At 61.1% G+C, this 19,587-nt stretch carries 20 protein-coding genes; 17 read left to right on the top strand and 3 right to left on the bottom strand.

Annotated elements, in window-relative coordinates; translation table 11 throughout:
* The first annotated feature begins 61 nt into the window (after positions 1-61).
* On the top strand, positions 62-1,042 hold the full coding sequence (locus AC1DNK_RS01065) for a complex I NDUFA9 subunit family protein (RefSeq protein ID WP_477938877.1): 981 nt from the start codon (positions 62-64) through the stop codon (positions 1,040-1,042).
* A gap of 141 nt (positions 1,043-1,183) precedes the next feature.
* Positions 1,184-1,480, top strand: coding sequence for a hypothetical protein (locus AC1DNK_RS01060; protein ID WP_148194260.1), 297 nt, complete (start codon positions 1,184-1,186; stop codon positions 1,478-1,480).
* Positions 1,481-1,602: 122 nt separating this feature from the next.
* Here AC1DNK_RS01060 and AC1DNK_RS01055 read toward each other — a convergent pair whose 3' ends face one another.
* Positions 1,603-2,400 carry an undecaprenyl-diphosphate phosphatase gene (locus AC1DNK_RS01055; protein WP_112385177.1) on the bottom strand — a complete coding sequence of 266 codons (798 nt, stop codon included), beginning with the start codon at positions 2,398-2,400 and terminating at the stop codon, positions 1,603-1,605.
* A 269-nt stretch (positions 2,401-2,669) separates the two neighbouring features.
* On the opposite strand from AC1DNK_RS01055, the gene AC1DNK_RS01050 reads away from it, so the two are divergent.
* The 13 genes from AC1DNK_RS01050 (at position 2,670) to guaA (ending at position 16,321) form a co-directional block, all read left to right on the top strand.
* Entirely contained in the window at positions 2,670-3,362 is a 693-nt protein-coding gene (locus AC1DNK_RS01050) for a glutathione S-transferase family protein (protein ID WP_112385176.1), read from the top strand.
* Between the two features lie 12 nt (positions 3,363-3,374).
* The gene (gene queG / locus AC1DNK_RS01045) at positions 3,375-4,532 is read left to right on the top strand and encodes a tRNA epoxyqueuosine(34) reductase QueG (RefSeq protein WP_477938875.1); all 1,158 of its coding nucleotides are present in this window, start codon (positions 3,375-3,377) and stop codon (positions 4,530-4,532) included.
* On the top strand, positions 4,532-5,404 hold the full coding sequence (locus AC1DNK_RS01040) for an SDR family oxidoreductase (protein ID WP_477938873.1): 873 nt from the start codon (positions 4,532-4,534) through the stop codon (positions 5,402-5,404). The genes queG and AC1DNK_RS01040 overlap by 1 nt, the downstream gene beginning before the upstream one ends.
* 399 nt (positions 5,405-5,803) lie before the next feature.
* Positions 5,804-6,172: a septal ring lytic transglycosylase RlpA family protein gene (locus tag AC1DNK_RS01035; protein ID WP_112385173.1), complete on the top strand. Its 369-nt coding sequence runs from the start codon at positions 5,804-5,806 to the stop codon at positions 6,170-6,172.
* A 140-nt stretch (positions 6,173-6,312) separates the two neighbouring features.
* Positions 6,313-7,602: an RsmB/NOP family class I SAM-dependent RNA methyltransferase gene (locus AC1DNK_RS01030; protein WP_477938871.1), complete on the top strand. Its 1,290-nt coding sequence runs from the start codon at positions 6,313-6,315 to the stop codon at positions 7,600-7,602.
* A gap of 176 nt (positions 7,603-7,778) precedes the next feature.
* The gene (locus AC1DNK_RS01025) at positions 7,779-9,056 is read left to right on the top strand and encodes an imelysin family protein (RefSeq protein WP_112514165.1); all 1,278 of its coding nucleotides are present in this window, start codon (positions 7,779-7,781) and stop codon (positions 9,054-9,056) included.
* A 286-nt stretch (positions 9,057-9,342) separates the two neighbouring features.
* On the top strand, positions 9,343-10,827 hold the full coding sequence (locus AC1DNK_RS01020) for a di-heme oxidoreductase family protein (RefSeq protein WP_477938869.1): 1,485 nt from the start codon (positions 9,343-9,345) through the stop codon (positions 10,825-10,827).
* Positions 10,827-11,921, top strand: a complete 1,095-nt coding sequence (locus AC1DNK_RS01015) for an imelysin family protein (protein ID WP_477938867.1) — start codon at positions 10,827-10,829, stop codon at positions 11,919-11,921. Before AC1DNK_RS01020 ends, AC1DNK_RS01015 begins: the two co-directional genes overlap by 1 nt.
* Before the next feature lie 5 nt (positions 11,922-11,926).
* Positions 11,927-13,018 (top strand): DUF1513 domain-containing protein, encoded by a 1,092-nt coding sequence (locus AC1DNK_RS01010; protein WP_477939839.1) that lies wholly within the window; start codon positions 11,927-11,929, stop codon positions 13,016-13,018.
* Between the two features lie 40 nt (positions 13,019-13,058).
* Positions 13,059-13,511, top strand: coding sequence for a TspO/MBR family protein (locus tag AC1DNK_RS01005; RefSeq protein WP_112385168.1), 453 nt, complete (start codon positions 13,059-13,061; stop codon positions 13,509-13,511).
* Positions 13,512-13,579: 68 nt separating this feature from the next.
* Positions 13,580-14,029 (top strand): PaaI family thioesterase, encoded by a 450-nt coding sequence (locus AC1DNK_RS01000; protein ID WP_112385167.1) that lies wholly within the window; start codon positions 13,580-13,582, stop codon positions 14,027-14,029.
* Complete coding sequence (locus AC1DNK_RS00995) at positions 14,026-14,664, top strand: 5'-methylthioadenosine/S-adenosylhomocysteine nucleosidase (RefSeq protein ID WP_112385166.1); 639 nt, start codon at positions 14,026-14,028, stop codon at positions 14,662-14,664. The genes AC1DNK_RS01000 and AC1DNK_RS00995 overlap by 4 nt, the downstream gene beginning before the upstream one ends.
* A gap of 94 nt (positions 14,665-14,758) precedes the next feature.
* Positions 14,759-16,321 carry a glutamine-hydrolyzing GMP synthase gene (gene guaA / locus AC1DNK_RS00990; RefSeq protein ID WP_477938865.1) on the top strand — a complete coding sequence of 521 codons (1,563 nt, stop codon included), beginning with the start codon at positions 14,759-14,761 and terminating at the stop codon, positions 16,319-16,321.
* 54 nt (positions 16,322-16,375) lie between these two features.
* On the opposite strand, the gene AC1DNK_RS00985 is transcribed toward guaA, so the two are convergent.
* A complete protein-coding gene (locus tag AC1DNK_RS00985; RefSeq protein ID WP_477938863.1) occupies positions 16,376-16,972 on the bottom strand; it encodes a TetR/AcrR family transcriptional regulator in 597 nt (198 codons plus the stop codon).
* A gap of 111 nt (positions 16,973-17,083) precedes the next feature.
* On the opposite strand from AC1DNK_RS00985, the gene AC1DNK_RS00980 reads away from it, so the two are divergent.
* Positions 17,084-18,109: an SDR family oxidoreductase gene (locus AC1DNK_RS00980; RefSeq protein WP_477938861.1), complete on the top strand. Its 1,026-nt coding sequence runs from the start codon at positions 17,084-17,086 to the stop codon at positions 18,107-18,109.
* A gap of 64 nt (positions 18,110-18,173) precedes the next feature.
* Here the strand turns inward: AC1DNK_RS00980 and AC1DNK_RS00975 are convergent, their stop codons facing one another.
* Positions 18,174-18,737, bottom strand: a complete 564-nt coding sequence (locus AC1DNK_RS00975; protein WP_477938859.1) for a methylated-DNA--[protein]-cysteine S-methyltransferase — start codon at positions 18,735-18,737, stop codon at positions 18,174-18,176.
* 327 nt (positions 18,738-19,064) lie between these two features.
* Between AC1DNK_RS00975 and AC1DNK_RS00970 the strand changes: the two genes are divergently transcribed.
* The gene (locus AC1DNK_RS00970) at positions 19,065-19,538 is read left to right on the top strand and encodes a 2'-5' RNA ligase family protein (protein ID WP_162702622.1); all 474 of its coding nucleotides are present in this window, start codon (positions 19,065-19,067) and stop codon (positions 19,536-19,538) included.
* Positions 19,539-19,587 lie beyond the last annotated feature (49 nt).

The raw sequence follows: 19,587 nt of genomic DNA, 5'->3' as shown, positions 1-19,587 counted from the left end.
TGGATTGGGCTAATACGGGAGCCAACAACCACTCTCTCCCAAGCCTTTCGAGGAACCTGCCATGACACTTGCCAACCTGCCGCCGCTCGTCACCGTGTTCGGAGGCTCCGGCTTCGTCGGCAGGCATGTGGTTCGTGCGCTGGCCAAGCGCGGCTATCGCATCCGCGTCGCCGTGCGCCGTCCCGACCTCGCAGGCTTCCTGCAGCCACTCGGTAATGTCGGCCAGATCTCCTTCGTGCAGGCCAATCTGCGCTACCGCCAGTCGGTCGAGCGCGCCGTCGAAGGCTCCGACTGTGTGATCAACTGCGTCGGCATTCTTTTCGAGACCGGCCGCAACACCTTTGACGCGGTGCAGGATTTCGGTGCGCGCGCCGTTGCCGAAGCAGCGAAGAATGCCAAGGCTCGTCTCATCCACATTTCGGCAATCGGCGCCGACGAGAAGTCGGAATCGAGCTATGCCCGCAGCAAGGGGCGCGCCGAGACGGCGGTGTTGTCGATCAAGAAGGATGCAGTGATCTTCCGCCCGTCGATCGTTTTCGGACCCGAGGACAGCTTCTTCAACAAGTTTGCCGACATGGCCCGTTTTTCGCCGGTTCTGCCTGTCATCAGCGGGGGCAAGACCAAGCTGCAGCCTGTCTACGTCGAGGACGTTGCCGAGGCCGTGGCGCGCGCTGCCGACGGCAAGGCTCTCCCTGGCAAGATCTACGAACTCGGCGGTCCTGAAGTCCTCAGCTTCCGTGAATGTCTCGAGACCATGCTGAAGGTGACAGCGCGCAAGAATCCGCTGGTATCGATGCCGGCAGGTATCGCCTCGCTGATCGGCAGCATCGCATCGCTGATCCCCTTCGTTTCACCGCCGATCACGCCTGACCAGGTTCGCCTGCTGAAATACGACAACGTCGTATCGGCAAAGGCGGAGAAAGAAGAGCGCACGCTGAAAGGCCTCGGCGTCACGCCGACGATGGCGACCTCGGTTCTGCCGTCCTATCTGGTGCACTACCGTCCGCATGGGCAGTACACGGGCACCGGCAAGGCCGCCTGATTCGTCCCATTAGAATTAACCGAAACGCCGCCTGCGGATTTCCACAGGCGGCGTTTCTGTTTTGGGTGAAAGCTCAAATCTGGCGCAAGTTTCGCGTGTTTTTGTGGCCTGAAAACCGGATTGGCGTTGCATAAAAGCCGCATGAAAAAATTAGTGAAATTAACGTCACATTTAGCAGGAACATTTATTGCTATTTGCCATTCCACTGACTACACACCCGGCGCGCAACTAGCGGCTCACGAGGCTTGGCAGGCGCGTTCAATCGATTTGAAAGGCTTTATACCGATGGGCAAGTCAATCGCGCTTCTCTTTGCGTGTGCGGCACTGGTTATCCTGGCCGGCTCCTTCATCGCGCCCGGCTCGGTCGCGGCTGTGAAGGATGGCTGTGCGCCGGCTTACGGTGTCGACCCCTGCTCGACGGCAAGCATTCCCCAATAAGTGGGAGCTTTTCCGCGCGGCTGAGTTGAACAGCCCGCTTGGCGGAAAGCAACGATTTTCAAAATAGTCTGAATTGGTTTCAGCCCCCTGCCTGCCGGCAAGGGGCTGTTTTTCGTCGAGGCTCAGGCAATGATGCCGGCATAGGCCATGCCGAGCAGCACGGCGCCGAGAATGATGCGGTAGATTGCAAAGACGGTGAAGCGGTTGCTCTGGATATAGGAGAGCAGCCATTTGACGGCGATGAAGGCAACGATGGTCGAGACCACGAAGGCAATGCCGAGCGCGGTCCAGTCTTCGTTTGCCGCCCCGCCATCCTTCACGGTCTTGAACAGCTGATAGGCACTAGCCGCGTACATGGTCGGAATGCCGACGAGGAAGGCGAATTCGGTGGCCGCGGCGCGATTTGCCGTTCCGGCCAGCATGGCAACGAAGATCGTTGCGCCGGAGCGCGAGGTGCCCGGGAAGATGCCGGCGACGACCTGAGCAATACCGACCAGAATGGCAACCATCCAGGTGATGTCCTTGTAGGGCGGCTTCTTGGCGGCGGCCCATTCGGCAAAGATCATCCAGAAGCCGCCGATAATCAGCGCCCAGGCGATTGGCGTGGCATGTTCCGGCAGCTCGAAGCCGAGCTTCTTGACGATCAGGCCGAGCACGGCGGTGATCAGGAAGGCGACGATAAGCCTGGAGGCGTAGCGGCGGTTCTTGGGTTCCCGCCAGCCGACAACCAGATCCACGAGGCGGCGCCAATAAATGATGGTGACGGCCAGAATGGCGCCAGCCTGAATGACGATATTAAACGTGTCGGACCGGGCGCCGAGCCACTGCTCTGCAATGATCAGGTGGCCGGTACTGGAGATCGGCAGGAACTCCGTTATCCCCTCGATGACACCCAGGATGATCGCGTTTATATAATCCATCTATGGTCTCCGGTTAAAATTCCTGGCCGCCGAATCAGGACCGGGCAAGCGCCGGCGGCGGGCAACTCATTGGTCATCAGGATGGCGGAAAAAGGCCGGATCTTTCGGGAGATCATGAAAAACCCATCATTGGCCGCACTTAGAAGCGGCTGTAACCCTGCTTCGCAGTTGAAGCCGCCATCCAATCCTATATCTTTCTTAAACTCTAATTGTTAGGAGTTTGAGAAGGACACAATGTCGCCGAAACGCGGGCGGACCGAAAACCCATAATGCCAGTACTTTATCATCACCCCATGTCGACCGCCTCCCGGTTTATCCGGCTGGTGCTTGCAGAATACGGCTATCAGGTCGATCTCGTTGAAGAGCAGACCTGGGACAAGCGCCGTGATTTCCTGGCGTTGAACCCCGCCGGGACGCTGCCGGTCTATGTCGACGACAGCATGCGCGCACTCTGCGGCGCCATGGTGATCTCCGAATATCTCGACGAAACGCACGGCGTCCTCAAGCGGGACCGCCGCCTTCTGGCAGAAGACCCGTTCCAGCGCGCCGAAATCCGCCGCCTCGTCGAATGGTTCATGCTGAAGATGGAAACCGACGTGACGCGCCCGCTGGCGCGCGAGCGGGTCTACAAGCTGCAGATGACTGCGGAGCAAGGCGGGGGCGCGCCTGACTCCAAGATGCTTCGCACCGCGCGCAGCAACATCCGCCAGCATCTGAAATATGTGACCTGGCTTGCCGGCTCGCGCCAGTGGCTGGCGGGCGAGCGCATGAGCTATGCGGACCTGGCCGCTGCGGCATCGATTTCGATCCTCGATTACCTCGGCGAGATCGACTGGGCGGAAACGCCTGTCGTCAAGGACTGGTACCAGCGCATCAAGTCGCGGCCGTCCTTCCGCCCGATGCTCAACGAGCGGGTTCGCGGCCTGACGCCGGTTTCCCATTACGCCGACCTGGATTTCTGACGGGGGCTCTCGATGCCCGCACGATCAGAGCAGGATAAAGAGCGAAAGAAGCGCGAGAGCCTGACCGCTTTCGTGCGCGCCGAGGCAGCAAGCCTCGGCTTCGAGCTCTGTCGCGTGACCCGGCCGGACTCCATTCCTGAAGCCAAGGCACGGCTCGGTGAATTCATTGATGCCGGACGGCACGGAACGATGGAATGGATGGCCGAGACGCAGGAGCGGCGTGGCGATCCCCGCACGCTCTGGAGCGATGTCCGGTCCGTCGTGGTCTTCGGACTGAATTACGGCCCGGAAGAGGATCCGCGCAGCATTCTCGAGAAGCCCGATAAGGCGGCAATCTCGGTCTACGCCCGCAATCGCGACTATCACGATGTCATCAAGGGCCGCCTGAAGGAAATCGCCACGCGCTTTGCCGCACGCGCCGGAGCCGACGTGAAAGTCTTCGTCGATACCGCGCCCGTCATGGAAAAGCCGCTGGCTGCCGCTGCCGGGCTTGGCTGGCAGGGAAAGCACACGAACCTCGTCAGCCGGGCGCATGGATCCTGGCTGTTTCTCGGCTCGATGTTTACCACTGCCGACCTCGATATCGACGCGGCGGAGAGTGATCATTGCGGCTCCTGCCGCGCCTGTCTCGACGCCTGTCCGACCAATGCCTTTCCCGCCCCCTACCAGATCGATGCGCGGCGCTGCATCTCCTACCTGACGATCGAGCACAAGGGGCCGATCGCCCCTGAATTCCGGCCGATGATCGGCAACCGCATCTATGGCTGCGACGACTGTCTCGCCGCCTGTCCCTGGAACAAGTTTGCAGCGTCGGCCTCCGAGATGAAGCTTCAGGCCCGCGAAGACCTGAAGGAACCGGAGATTGCCTTTCTGCTGACGCTCGACGATCCAGGCTTCCGGACGTTCTTCAGCGGCTCGCCCGTCAAGCGGATCGGCCGCAACCGCTTTATCCGCAACGTCCTGATCGCCGCCGGCAATTCCGGCCAGCGGCAATTGATCGATCTCTGCCGCAGCCTCAGCCGCGATCCCTCGCCTGATGTGCGCGGAATGGCGGTGTGGGCCCTTTCGCGGTTGATGGACGCTGGCGAATTCCAGTCGTATGCGGCAGAAAGGCAAACCGAAGAGGACGGCGACGTCCTGAACGAGTGGCGGCTGGCGGGAGTATTGTGATGAAGCTGATGATCTTCGGATGTGGCTTTTCGGGGATGGCGATTGCCAAGGCATTTGCCGCAGCGGGTGCCAGCGTCTACGGCACGACCCGCAGCCGCGACAAGCTGGATCAGCTGCGCGCCGCTGGGATCGACGGCCATATCTTCGACGGCGAGAGCTTGAGCCCGGAGCTGATAGCGGCGATGCATGGGGCAACGCATCTCGTGCAATCGATCGCGCCACGCGAAAGCGGCGATCCCCTCGTCAATATTGCCGGATCGTCCCTCCGGACGCTGATGCCGCAGCTGCAATGGATCGGTTATCTTTCGACAGTCGGGGTCTATGGCGATCACAAGGGTGCTTGGGTCGATGAGGAGACCGTCTGCGTGCCGGTGTCGGGCCGTTCCAAGGAGCGGCTGGAGGCGGAGCAGGCCTGGAGCGACCTCGGCACAGCACTGAATGTACCGGCTGCCATCCTCCGCCTCTCCGGGATCTATGGACCGGGGCGCAACGCCTTCGTCAATCTCGAGCGTGGCACGGCGCGGCGGCTGATCAAGAAGGATCAGGTCTTCAACCGGATCCGTGTCGAGGATATCGGCGGTTCGGCGCTGTTTCTTTCGCAGAGAAAACTGGGTGGCATCTATAATGTCACCGACCATCTGCCAGGCCCACCGCAGGATGTGATCGTCGAGGCGGCCCACCTGATGGGTGTCGAGCCGCCTGCCGAACAGGCCTTCGAGACCGCCGAACTGACGCCGATGGCCCGTTCCTTCTACGGGGAGAACAAGCGGGTCTCGAACGCCAAGCTGAAAGCCGCCGGTTTTGCTTTCGCCTTCCCGAACTATCCCATGTCGCTCGCCCAGATGTGGCAGGACGGGCGATGGAAAATCTAACACTTCCGAGCTAGCGATCTAACTCCTCAAAGAGCAGAAAATTCCTACTTCCGAATTTTAGCAATCAAAATTTCGCGCCCATTTATGGTTAACGGCCTCTAAATTTGCGCAAATACGGCAACAAATATGGCGGTCTAGCAAAATTATTTTTGTGATCACCGTAACATTCCGTGAGCGGACCCAGCCCTCGGAAAAATTGTTCTAATTTTACCTGATTCTATTGTCTTTTTTCCATGAATGCCGCAGCAAGACTTTATTGACCTTAATCCACCGGGAATCACGAATATTACAGACTGTAACATTCCGTGATTGCGCGTGGCACTTTTTCGCCACTTTTGAGCGGATTCAAGCCCTCACCGCCCCCAAGGCGCAAGTTCAATAGTTGAGGGATACTCCGTTTTGAGGAAAACCAGCCGTTCTCTAATCACTGCCGCGGCGATTGCAGCCTGTTCTTTCATCCTTCCTGCCGAAGGATTTGCTGCAGCCGGCTGTGGTGGTGCTTCGTGGTACGCACTGCACTCCAAAACAGCTTCCGGCGAACGCATGAACCCCGCCACACTGACTGCTGCACATCGCTCGCTGAAGTTCGGTACCAAGCTGAAGGTCACCAACCGCAACAATGGCCGTACGGTCATCGTTCGCGTCAATGACCGTGGCCCCTTCATTCGCGGCCGCGTCCTCGATCTCTCCCGTGCCGCCGCTCAGAACATCGGCATGGTCAGCTCCGGCACCGCCAAGGTCTGCTACGAAGTCGTCGCCTCCCGCTAGGCGTCCATCTGCTTGCGCCGAGGCGCTTGCTCTTGCCGTCAATCGCGTTTACCACGCGCTTGAGACTTGTGAATTATCCGCTGCATCCGTCTTCTTTCCCGCGGATCGTTCACAAGCCGTTGGCAACAGGAGACTTGTGAATGCGTTTGGGCGGCCGCCTCGAAGGGGCGATTTCGGTTCTGGCTGACATCGAGCAGCGAAAGAGACCTGTCGCCGACGCTCTCAAGGACTGGGGTCTGGCGCACCGCTTTGCCGGATCCGGCGACCGCGCCGCGATCGGCAACATCGTCTATGACGCGCTGCGCATGCGGCTCTCGCATGCTTTCCTGATGGATGACGACAGCCCGCTGGCGCTTGCCTATGCGGTGATGCTGCGTCAGTGGGGCTTTACACAGGAAAGCCTCGCAGCCGAACTTTCCGGCGACAAATTTGCGCCGCCGGAACTGCCGGATGCGGCAGCCGCCGCTTTCGCAAGCCGCGATCTTTCGTCTGCCCCCGCACATATACAGGGCGATGTGCCCGAATGGGTTCAATCTTCCTTCGAGACCGCCTTCGGCGACAGCTGGCTTGCCGAGGCGCAGGCGCTTGCCGCCCGCCCGACACTCGACCTGCGCGCCAATATCCTCAAGGCCAGCCGCGAGAAGGCCGTGAAGGCGCTGGAACGCGCAGGCGCGCAGGATGCAAAGATCGCCCGCTACGGCATCCGCATACCGGCCGGCGAAGGTGCCTCAAGACTTCCAAACGTCACGGCCGAGCTTTCGTTCCAGAAGGGCTGGTTCGAAGTTCAGGACGAAGGATCGCAGATCGTTGCCGACCTGGTGTTGCCGAAGGATGGCGAGCAGGTGCTCGACTATTGCGCCGGCGGTGGCGGCAAGACGCTCGCCATGTCGGCGGCCATGCATAACAAGGGTCAGGTCCACGCCTATGACGCCGATCGCAAGCGCCTTGCGCCGATCATCGAGCGGCTGAAGCGGGCGGGAACGCGCAATGTCCAGGTTCATGACGACGCGAGAGCGCTCGCAAGTCTCAAGGACCGCTGCGACAAAGTTCTGGTCGATGCGCCCTGCACCGGCACCGGCACCTGGCGCCGCCGCCCGGACACCAAGTGGCGGCTGACCGCCAAGAATCTCGACGAGCGAACCAGCCAGCAGCAGGACGCGCTGACCCAGGCCAGCGCTTTCGTGCGTCCCGGCGGCGAACTGATCTTTGTGACCTGCTCGGTGTTGCCGCAGGAGAACGAGGAACAGGTCCGCAAGTTCACCGCCGATAACCCGGAATTCTCGATCGTCAGCGCCCTGCCGGCCTGGAAAGACCTGTTCGGTGCGTCAGCGCCGCAACCGCGCTCCTCCGATCAGCAGACCATCACGCTGACGCCGGCATCGACCGATACCGATGGCTTCTTTTTCTGCCGGATGCAGCGGAAGGCGTAAGGCGCTTTCGGCACTGTCGCGAGATATCCACGCCACCGCTGGACGCGTTTTTGAAACGCGGACGTTTTAGCACTTTCGATCCTTAAAACCATTCCAAACTAGAGTGTTTGACACCAGTTTGCTTTTGGGCGATGAGACTTGGGCATTTCAGACGGATATCCGTCAAGGAGAGGACCATGAAGCTCAACAAGAATGTCTGCGCAGCACTGGCGCTGGCGGTAGCCCCCCTATCCGCCGCTCCGGCTCTCGCAGCAGCCCCGAAGGCTGCCGAAGTCGTCAAATATTATACCGAAGTCGCGCATGCGAAATACGAGGACTCGCTGACCACGGCGAAGACGCTCGACGCAGCGATCGACGCCTTCCTGAAGGCGCCGACCGACGAGACGCTGAAGGCTGCGCGTGACGCCTGGATCAAGGCACGCGTTCCCTATCAGCAGACGGAAGTCTACCGCTTTGGCAACCCGATCGTTGACGATTGGGAAGGCAAGGTGAACGCCTGGCCGCTCGACGAAGGCCTGATCGACTATGTCGACGCCTCCTACGGCACCGAAAGCGACGAGAACTCGCTCTACGTTGCCAACGTCATCGCCAACAAGACGATCAAGATCAACGGCAAGGATGTCGATGCATCCAAGTTGACGCCCGAGTTCCTCTCCGGCACGCTGGCTGAAGCAGGCGGCGTCGAGGCAAACGTTGCGACCGGCTACCACGCCATCGAATTCTTGCTCTGGGGCCAGGATCTGCACGGCACCGGACCGGGTGCCGGCGAACGTCCTGCCAGCGACTACGACCTGAAGAATTGCACGCACGGCAATTGCGACCGCCGCGCCGAGTACCTGAAGTCGGCCTCCACCCTGCTGGTCTCCGACCTGCAGGAAATGACCGACAACTGGGCTCCGGATGGCGCTGCCACCAAGCATGTCGAGGAAAATGCCAAGGCTGGCCTCACCGCCATCCTGACCGGCATGGGTTCGCTCTCCTACGGCGAGCTTGCCGGCGAGCGCATGAAGCTCGGCCTTCTGCTGCACGATCCTGAAGAAGAGCACGATTGCTTCTCCGACAATACCTACAACTCGCACCTCAACGACGCGATCGGTATCGCCGCTGCCTACACGGGTGACTACACCCGCGTCGACGGCAAGAAGATGACCGGCCCGTCGCTTCACGACCTCGTCGCTGCTAAGGACAAGAAGCTCGACAAGGAAGTCGAAGGCAAGCTGAAGACCACGCTCGACGCCATGCACGCCATGGCCAAGCGCGGCGAGACGGTCGAGAAGTACGACCAGATGATTGCCGAGGGTAACAAGGAAGGCAACGCGACCGTTCAGGCCGCCATCGACGGCCTCGTCGATCAGACCAAGTCGATCCAGCGCGTTATTGCCGCACTCGATCTCGGCAAGGTCGAGCTTGAAGGTTCGGACAGCCTGGATAATCCTAACGCTGTCTTCAAGTAAGCAGATAAAGGCGGGCCGTCCTGAAACAGGGCGGCCCGAACTCCGAAATGCCGCGTACCCCTAGATCAACCACTTCCTCATTCCTGTGCTTGTCACAGGAATCCAGCCACGGCGCGTCTGCGCCGTGAATGACTTGGCCAAAGAGCATTTTCCCGCGCCCAAGGACTTGGGCGCACTGGATTCCTGTGACAAGCACAGGAATGAGGGCACTGGGATTGCTAGCCAGCAACAAAAGCACCTTTCCAGCAGATCCAAACTGATTTCCCGCATCGCCGCGCTTGCCCTTATGTCGGCCGCTCCCGTCGCCCTCGCCGCCAATTTCGATCTGCCGGTGAAGCGGACCGATCTTTCCGATGCCGACATGAAGCGGGTAGCAGACGTGACGCGTCCAACTGCGGACTTCTCAAAGGCCGAACCCTATGAGGCCATGCAGGCCGGGGCAACGACGTCGATCGATCCCGTTACCGAAGACAGTTTCTCGCATATCTCCGCCAATATTCCCTTCGAGGAAGAGCAGAACTTCAAGCTCGGCAATGCGCTGTTCAAGAAGCTCTGGGTATCGGCACCATCCTCGACACAGGCTTCCGACGGGCTTGGCCCGCTTTTCAACGCACGCTCCTGCATGAGCTGCCACGTCAATGACGGGCGCGGCAAGCCGCCGGAGGGCGGCGCCAGCGCAACGTCGATGGTCCTGCGGCTGGCGCGGCCACCAAAGACATCAGCGGAAGAAAAGGCGATCGCCGATGCCGAAACGCTGAATTTTCCCGATCGGGTCTACGGGCACCAGCTGCAGGACCTCGCAGTTCCTGGCATTGCCGCCGAAGGCAAGATGGCGATCCGCTATAGCGAAAGAAGCGTGATGCTGGCGGGCGGCGAAACCGTCATGCTGCGTACGCCCGAATATTCGGTGACCGGTCCCGCCTATGGGCCGCTCGATCCGGCGACGACCATCTCGCCGCGTGTCGCACCGGCAATGATCGGGCTTGGCCTCATCGAAGCGATCCCTGCGGCAGATATCCTGGCGCATGCCGATCCTGACGACCGAGATGGCGATGGAATCTCCGGCAAGGCGGCGATCGTGCGCGACCACCGCACCGGCGACATCGCGCTCGGCCGCTTTGGCTGGAAGGCGCAGAACGCCACGGTGCGCGACCAGAGCGCTGATGCGTTCTCCAACGATATCGGCATCTCCACCCCGGACCGGCCGGATGCCTATGGCGACTGCACGGATGCCGAGACCAAATGCCGCAAGATGCCGACGGGCGTTCAGAAGCGGCTCGGCAACGAGGAGGCGCCCGGACCGGTGCTCGACCTAGTGACCTTCTACTCCGCCAATCTCGCCGTTCCCGCCCGCCGCAAAGCGAGCTTTCCGGATACGCTGCGCGGCAAGCACCTGTTTTATCAGTCCGGCTGCATTTCCTGCCACGTTCCGAAATTCGTCACCCGTCGCGATACGGCTGAAAAAGCTCAATCTTTTCAGCTGGTCTGGCCCTATTCCGATTTTCTGCTGCATGATATGGGCGATGGACTGGCCGACGGACAGCAGGTCGGGCTTGCAAGCGGACGTGAATGGCGCACCCCGCCGCTATGGGGTATAGGACTGACCCGGACTGTCAGCGGACACAGCTTTTTCCTGCATGACGGCCGCGCCAGGAACCTGACCGAAGCGATCCTATGGCATGGCGGCGAAGCAGAAAAAGCCCGCAACGCATTCTCCTCTCTGCCGAAAGACGATAGAGAAGCCCTGATCAGATTCCTGGAGTCCCTGTAATGCGCCTTTGGCAGCCTCTCGTTCTTTCGCTTGCCCTTGCCGGCCAGGCAGCCGCCCAGACGGCAGCGCCTCCCTCGGGTCTCAACGAAGATGCCGTGCCGCAGGTGATGGCCCGCGCCGTCGACGAAGTGATCCGCCCGGGCTACCGTAACATGCAGCAGTCAGCCGCCCGGCTGACGACCGTGATGAAGGACCTTTGCGCCGACGGCACGCAGCAGACGCTCGACAAGGCGAAGTCGACTTTCGACGATACGATCCGCTACTGGTCGAATATCGAGATCGTCCAGACCGGACCGGTCATTCACGACAACCTCTTCGAACACATCCTGTTCTTCCCCGATCGCAAGGGCGTCGGCCTGAAGCAGGTCCAGGCGCTGATCGCCAAGGCCGATCCGAAGGATACGACCGTCGATGCCATCGCCGGCAAGAGCGTTGCGCTGCAGGGTCTGACAGCGCTGGAATACGTGCTCTATGGAAACGGATCGGAAGACCTGATCAAGCAGAAGAACGGCTTCCGCTGCCAATATGGCGCAGCCGTCGCCGGCAATATCCAGCGCGAGGCCGGCGAAGTCGTTGCCGCCTGGGAAAAGCCCGATGGCGTGCAGGCGAGCTGGAAGCATCCAGGCCCCGAGAGCGAAGACTTCATGGACAACAAGGAAGCCGTCACAGCGCTGCTCGGCATCCTCGTTCACGGCGCCGAGACGGTGCGCGACCAGCGGCTGGAACAGTTCTACAAGGGCAAGGACACGGCACCGCGTCCGCGCATGGCGATCTACTGGCGCTCCAAGAACACCTGGAAGTCGATGACGGCCAATATCGAAGGTCTGCGCACGCTCTGGCAGAAGGCTGGCATGGCCGAGCTGCTGCCCGCCGACAAGAAGCCGATTTCCGATGCGATCGACGCCAATTTCAAGACGTTGCTCGACACCGTGCCGAAGCTCAATCCTGACATCGACGTCGCGACCAGTGACGCCGAGAAGGCCAAGCTCGATGCATTTCTGGCGACCAGCCGCGACCTGATCACCCGTATCAGCGATGATTTCGGTGGTGCGGTCGGCCTTTCGGCCGGTTTCTCCTTCTCCGACGGAGACTGATGCCGATGTGGCGTAGTGCTGCGATCGACCGCCGCGGCTTCATGAAAGCCGCAGGCGTGACGTTTCTTGCGGCGCTGCAGCCACGCAGCCTCTACGCGCTTGAGCGCGCCGACGCCGTCTATGCCTCCGGTATCCGGGCGGCTGACGGCTCTTTCGCGGTGGCGACGGTCACCGACCGCGGAGAGATCATCGATCAGGTAGCCTTGCCTGCCCGTGCGCATGGCATGGCCTTCAGCAAGGCGACCGGCAGAACCGTGGCCTTTGCCCGCCGTCCCGGCACCTATGCGATGATCTTCGATCCCTGGAACAAGGGAGAGCCCGTTGTCATCACCTCGGTCGAGGGCCGCCATTTCTACGGGCACGGCGCCTTTTCTCCCGATGGCCGCATCCTCTATGCCAGCGAGAACGATTTCGACGCCAATCGCGGCATGATCGGGCTCTATGACACCACCAACCGCTTTGCCCGTATCGGCGAATACGAGACCTATGGCGTCGGCCCGCACGACATGACGGTTTCCGATGACGGCAAGATGCTGATCATTGCCAATGGCGGCATCGAAACGCATCCGGATTTTGGCCGCACCAAGCTCAATCTCGACCGCATGCAGCCATCTCTGGTGCTGATCGATGCGGCATCAGGCGCGCTCATCGAGCGGCGCACCTTGCCGCCGCAATGGGCGCAGGTCTCGACCCGGCATGTCGATCTCGATGATGATGGCCGCGTCTGGTTTGCCTGCCAATACGAAGGGTCGCGGCGTGATCTTCCGCCGCTGGTCGGCCACTTCTCCAAGGGCGAGGATGTCACCCTCATCGACCTGCCCGAGGACACGACGCGGCGGCTCGGCAGCTATGTCGGCGCAATTGCCGTCAACCGTGCCGACCGGCTGATCGGCATCACCTCGCCGAAGGGTGTTTCGGTCACCATCGATGGGCGCACGGGGCGGATGGTTGCAGAAGACGCTCTGCCGGATGCGGCAGGTATCGCGCCCGCGGAACACGGGTTTGCGGTGTCTTCCTACGAGGGTGAATTCCTGTCGACCCAGAGCGATGTGGCATGGGATCAACACATCGTCCGAATTCAGCGCAAAGGCGCCTGACATCGCTGGACCGCGGGCCCCACGGCCCTACCTCTGCGGCATGAACAAAGCGCTCACCTACATCGTCTTCATTGCCGTCTCCCTCGGCGGCGGCCTGCTGATCGGCACCAACAATCTCCCCGGTGAATGGTACCAGTCGCTGGCCAAGCCGGTCTTCAATCCGCCTAACTGGATCTTCGGCCCTGTGTGGTCGATCCTTTACGTGCTGATCGGCATTGCCGGCGCGCGGACCTGGCTGCGCGGTCACCTGTCGGCAGCCATGCTGATCTGGGCCGGGCAGATGGTCTTCAACTTCCTCTGGTCGCCATTCTTCTTCGGCGCCGAGATGCCCAAGGCAGCACTGGTGGTCATCGTTATCCTGCTCGGGCTGGTGCTGGCCTTCATCATCAATCGCTGGTCATCGGACCGTATATCCGCCAGCCTTTTCCTGCCCTATGCCGCCTGGGTCGGCTTTGCGACAATTCTCAACGCCTCGATTGCCTACCTGAACTGATTTACCCCTTGGCATCCTTGTCGAATCCGGCGCGCCGTGCCACTTTCGCGGCTCGAAGAGGACAAGGCATGAGCGTCGGCAACAACGGTGATTTCCGCGAACGGATAAGGCAGAGCTTTTCGCGCCAGGCGGCGATGGAGACGATCGGAGCGGAACTGACGCGCGTCGAACACGGCGTCGTCGAGATCGAACTGCCGTTCGACGTGAAATTGACGCAGCAACACGGCATTCTGCACGCGGGTATCATTTCCGCTGCGCTCGACAGCGCTTGCGGTTTTGCCGCCTACACGATGATTGACGCCGATGCCTCGATCCTGACAATCGAATTCAAGGTGAACCTGATGTCTCCAGGCCGCGGCGATCGCTTCCTTTTCCGGGGAGAGATCACCAAGCCGGGCAGCAACATCATCGTCGCAGACGGGCGCGGCTACGCGATCGGCGACGGTCCGGCGAAGCTGATCGCATCGATGACGGGCACGATGATGGTCGTGCGGGGAAGAGAGGGAATTACCGGATGAAGTTCGAACTGAAATCCGTTGCCGGAAAGTCGATCCTGTTCGTGATGGCAGCGGAGGCGGAATATGGTCCGTTCCTCAAGTCCCGCTTCGAACCGCTGATGACCGGTATCGGTCCTGTCGAGGCAGCTGTGGCGATGACCAAGACACTGACGCGGCTGGATGCTGCCGACGATCTTCCGCAGCTCGTCGTCTCTTTGGGATCGGCCGGTTCCGCCAAGCTGGAGCAGACGGAAGTCTATCAGGTTTCCTCGGTCGCCTATCGCGACATGGACGCCTCACCGCTCGGCTTCGAGAAGGGCAAGACGCCGTTTCTCGATCTTCCTGCAACGCTCGACCTGCCCCTGCGCATTCCCGGCATTCCCGAAGCGACGCTTTCGACCGGCGGCAACGTCATCTCGGGTGCCGCCTATCAGACGATCGACGCCGACATGGTCGACATGGAAACCTTCGCGATCCTGCGGGCCTGCCAGGGATATAACCTGCCGCTGATCGGGCTGCGCGGCATTTCCGACGGCATCGAGGAATTGCAGCATATTTCAGGCTGGACCGAATATTTGCACGTCATCGACCGCAAGCTTTCCTACGCCGTGGACAGCCTCTTTACAGCGCTCGAAGACGGTGTCTTCTGGTTCTGAAAGCCTTGCAGGCAGGGACAATCGGGACAATAAAATCGGTCAGGCCGTGATTTCCCGCATTGCAAGACCGGGTGCTATTCATTAAAGGCTCGCCATGACCCAGACAGCACATCCCGACAGCGTTCTCATCGTCGATTTCGGCAGCCAGGTAACCCAGCTGATCGCGCGCCGTGTGCGCGAAGCGGGCGTCTACTGCGAGATCGTTCCCTTCCAGTCCGCCGAAGAGGGCTTCAAGCGCCTCCAGCCGAAAGCCGTGATCCTGTCCGGCAGCCCGGCCTCGACGGTCGATGAAGGCTCGCCCCGTGCGCCGCAGATCATCTTCGACAGCGGTCTTCCTGTCTTCGGCATCTGCTACGGCCAGCAGACGATGTGCATGCAGCTCGGCGGCAAGGTCGAAAGCGGCCATCACCGCGAATTCGGCCGCGCCTTCCTTGAGGTCGATGAGGACAGCAAGCTGTTCGAAGGCCTCTGGTCGAAGGGCTCGCGCCACCAGGTCTGGATGAGCCATGGCGACCGCGTTACCGCGCTGCCCGACGGCTTCAAGGTCGTGGCGACCTCGCCGAACGCGCCTTATGCCTTCATCGCCGACGAGAAGCGCAAATATTACGGCGTGCAGTTCCACCCTGAGGTCGTGCATACGCCCGATGGCGCCAAGCTGATCGGCAACTTCATTCACAACATCGCCGGCATCAAGGGCGACTGGTCGATGTCTGCCTACCGCCAGAAGGCGGTCGATACGATCCGCGAGCAGGTCGGCGACAAGCGTGTGCTCTGCGCCCTCTCCGGCGGCGTCGATAGCTCCGTTGCGGCCCTGTTGATCCACGAAGCGATCGGCGACAAGCTGACCTGCGTGCTGGTCGATCACGGCCTGATGCGCAAGGACGAGGCGGCCAATGTCGTCGCCATGTTCCGCGAACACTATAATCTGCACCTGATCCACGTCGACGCGTCCGACAAGTTCATCGGCGAGCTCGAGGGCGTTTCCGATCCCGAGACGAAGCGCAAGATCATCGGCCGCCTGTTCATCGAGACCTTCGAGGAAGAAGCCAAGAAGCTCGGCGGTGCCGATTTCCTCGGCCAGGGAACGCTCTATCCCGATGTGATCGAAAGCGTTTCCTTCACGGGCGGCCCGTCGGTGACGATCAAGTCGCACCACAATGTCGGCGGCCTGCCCGAGCGCATGAACATGCAGCTCGTCGAGCCGCTGCGCGAGCTCTTCAAGGACGAAGTGCGCGTGCTCGGCAAAGAGCTCGGCCTGCCCGACAGCTTCATCGGCCGCCACCCCTTCCCGGGTCCAGGCCTGGCCATTCGCTGCCCGGGCGGCATCACCCGCGATAAGCTGGAGATCCTGCGCGAAGCCGACGCCATCTATCTCGACGAAATCCGCAAGGCCGGTCTCTACGACGCGATCTGGCAGGCTTTCGCGGTACTGCTGCCGGTCCAGACCGTCGGCGTCATGGGCGACGGCCGCACCTACGAATTCGTCTGCGCGCTGCGCGCCGTGACCTCGGTCGATGGCATGACGGCGGACTTCTACCACTACGACATGGAATTCCTCGGCCGCGCCGCCACCCGCATCATCAACGAAGTCCGCGGCATCAACCGCGTCGTGTATGATGTGACCAGCAAGCCGCCCGGCACGATCGAGTGGGAGTGAGGGCGACAACGCCCTCGCTTTTGCCTGGATCGCTTCGATCCTGATCGGCACCGCCTATTTTTTTGGTTCGATCAGACTTGCAATGACCGGTGTCAGCAATTCGACGAGCAAAGCCGGTTCGGCTTTCGTCAGCGGCTCGAGTTCGAGCATCTGACGCATCATCTGCACACCGGCAACAACCGCCAGAAATAGAGCTGCACGCTCTGAAGCGTGGTCCCCTGAAATGGCCTCTGTCGCGGCTGCGTGATGTACCTTGGCGATACGCTCGCGGGCAATACGCGCTGCTGTCGCACTTCCAGTAGAGCGAAACAGGATCAGAAATCCGTCAAGCGGCACCTTGCCTTGCGTCGTCACCCCGACGAGCGCTTCCGCAAAGGCGCGGGATAACTCGGCCCGCTTCAGATTGTCCTGTGACAGGATGATCGGATCCCGCATCGTGTCGGTGACCACCTCGCCGAACAAGCCCTCCTTCGATCCGAAATAGCGTCCGACCATCATCGCGGTAACACCCGCTGCTTCAGCGATGCCACGCAGGCCCGCGCCGTCATAGCCATGTTCCGCAAAGGCTCTTCGCGCCGATGCGAGGATCGCGGCACGTGTCGCGTCGGCCTTGGCGGCGCGGCTATTGGGCGGCTGCGTTGATTTCATCATACACCTGTAGACTTAAGTCGAAATTCAGTATACGGTCGTATATCGAATGTCACAACCGCGATCCGTTCGTACCCTATAACGCCGATCGCTCAATATCCTCAGGAGTTTCATATGGACGAACTTGTCCTCGTCACGGGCGGAACCGGCTTTATCGCACAACATTGCATCGTCGCCCTGATCAATGCCGGCTACCGAGTCAGGACAACCGTGCGATCGTTGTCGCGCGAGGCAGAAGTGCGCGCCAACTTGAAGGCCGGTGGTGTCGAGCTTGGCGAGCGGTTGTCTTTCATTGCTGCCGATCTCAATTCCGACGATGGATGGGCAGAAGCGGCAGCCGGTTGCGCCTACGCCTTTCACGGTGCTTCACCCACTCCATCCGGAAGCTATGCGAGCGAGGAGGAATGGATCAAGCCTGCAGTCGATGGCAACCTCCGCGTTCTGCGTGCATCGCGCGATTCAGGCGTCAAGCGGGTCGTTCTCACCTCGGCCTTCGGCGCAATCGGCGCTGGGCACAAGCCGCTCGCCCGCCCCTTCGTCGAGACCGACTGGACCGATCTGACCGGAAACGTCGCGCCCTACCAGAAATCGAAGACCCTTGCCGAACGGGCGTCATGGGACTTCATTGCCAACGAAGGCCGCGGGCTGGAGCTCGCGTCTGTCAACCCCACCATGGTACTCGGACCGGCGCTGGGGCCGGATTATTCGCATTCGGTCCGCACGATCAGAGAAATGCTGGAGGGTCAGCCCGGATACCCGAAGATCAAGACCTGCGTGGTCGATGTGCGGGATGTCGCCGAGCTGCATCTGCGTGCCATGACCGATCCTGCTGCAAACGGCGAACGCTTCCTGGCCACCTCAGGCGAAGGGCTTTGGCTGGCGGAAATTGCTAAGCTGCTTAAAGAGCGTATGGGCATGGCTGCTAGCCGTGTCTCGACGCGTGTGTTGCCAAACATACTCGTGCGTTCGATGGCTCTCGCCAACCCGGCAATGAAAGGTCTCGTGCCGCTTCTGGGGGCCAAACTGGACGCCAGCGGAGAAAAGGCAGAACGCCTGCTCGGCTGGACGCCTCGCTCGCGAGAAGAGGCAATTGTGGCCAGCGCCGAAAGTCTGCTAAGGTTGGGCCTTGTCAAAACCTGATTGCCGATGAGCAGATCCCGCCGCAAACTCGAAAAGCAGATGGGAGCAGAACCCCTCTCGCTGCCTAAAACCCCAGCGACTGCTGGGCCGGTTCAGGCGGACCGAGGTTGACACCCTCCAGTTCCAGCATCTTCGCCTTGGAGTTCGCCCCACCGGGGGCGGAGAAGCCGCCGAGCTTGCCGCCGGCGGCAAGGACGCGGTGGCAGGGGATGATCAGCGCAACCGGATTTTTCGCCATGGCCTGACCGACGTCGCGGGCGGCTTCCGGGCCGCGGCCGAGTTCCTTTGCAAGCGTGCCGTAGGTCGTCGTCCTGCCCCAGCCGACACGCCGGGCGGCGGCGTAGATTTCCCGGAAGAACTCATCCTGATTGGACAGATCCACCGCAACATCTGAGAAGTCCACAGTCTCCCCGGCGAAATAGCGTTTGACGGATTCGATCGTCGCCGCGACCGCGGCCGGCGGATCTGCGCGAAGACCTGATGACAGTCGCTTCAGCAGCAACTGTTCGGTCGAATGCCCGGATTTGGTCGGCAGCTGGAAGCGGACGATGCCGGCCGCATTCCAGGCGATGCCGCAAAAGCCGCCTGCGGTTTCGAAGATGCAGTAGTGATGCGTTGCCTCGCTCATGACGCAACCTCCATGATTGACTGCTCCAAAGATCGTATGCCTGCGCGCGGCCTTCAACCCGATTCTTGCGCGTAACCGTCATCTCAACAGTTCGATTATTTGTTCTCTTTTTGTTCTTGTCAATTCCTGCACTGATTGCTAGCCTCTAGTCCTTCACGAGGAGGCGGCGCTTGCCGGTTGGAGATGGTTGCTCAGAACCAGACGGAATTTTCATTTGACGGTGCGCCTGACCCCGCGGCGCCGGGTCACGGTGGAGCGGATCGAAAGCCTTGCAATGTCTACTTCGCGCTGCGCCCCGACGAGCGGGCGGCAGAGCAGACGAGGCGCATGGCGGGTGATCTGAGGCGGCGTTTCGGTCTGCGGGAGAAGCCGAAACCCAAGCGCCTGCTTCATGTCTCGCTCTGCCATCTCGGCGAGTGGGATGCGATCCCACCGAGCATGCTGTTCGATGGTCTGGCGGCCGCCGCTGCCGTCAGAATGCGCCCCTTCAAGCTGACCTTCCGGCGCGCCGTGAGTTTTCGCCAGGGCAAGCCGGCACTGGTTCTGCGGGCAGACGAAGGGCGGCAAGAGGTTCTCTCATTGCATGCGCAGCTCGCCCTGTCGCTGCTCAACCGAGGCGTCAGCGTCCGGGTCCAGCCGAAGCTCGAGCCGCATATGACGCTGCTCTATGACTACCGCAGCGTGCCCGAGACGATCCTTTCGGAGCCGATCGTCTGGACGGCGAAGTCTTTCGTGCTGGTGAACAGCCTCGTCGGCGAAGGCCGGCATGTGGATATCGAAGAATGGCCGCTGCTTGGATGAGGAGCCCCTATTGACGCTTGCGCCGGTGCTGCGGAGTTGCTTAAAGCTG

The sequence above is a fragment of the Rhizobium sp. 01N424 genome, from assembly GCF_056399485.1.
The sequence above is the reverse complement of the archived record's forward strand: the minus strand, read 5'-3'. Positions and strand labels throughout refer to the sequence as shown.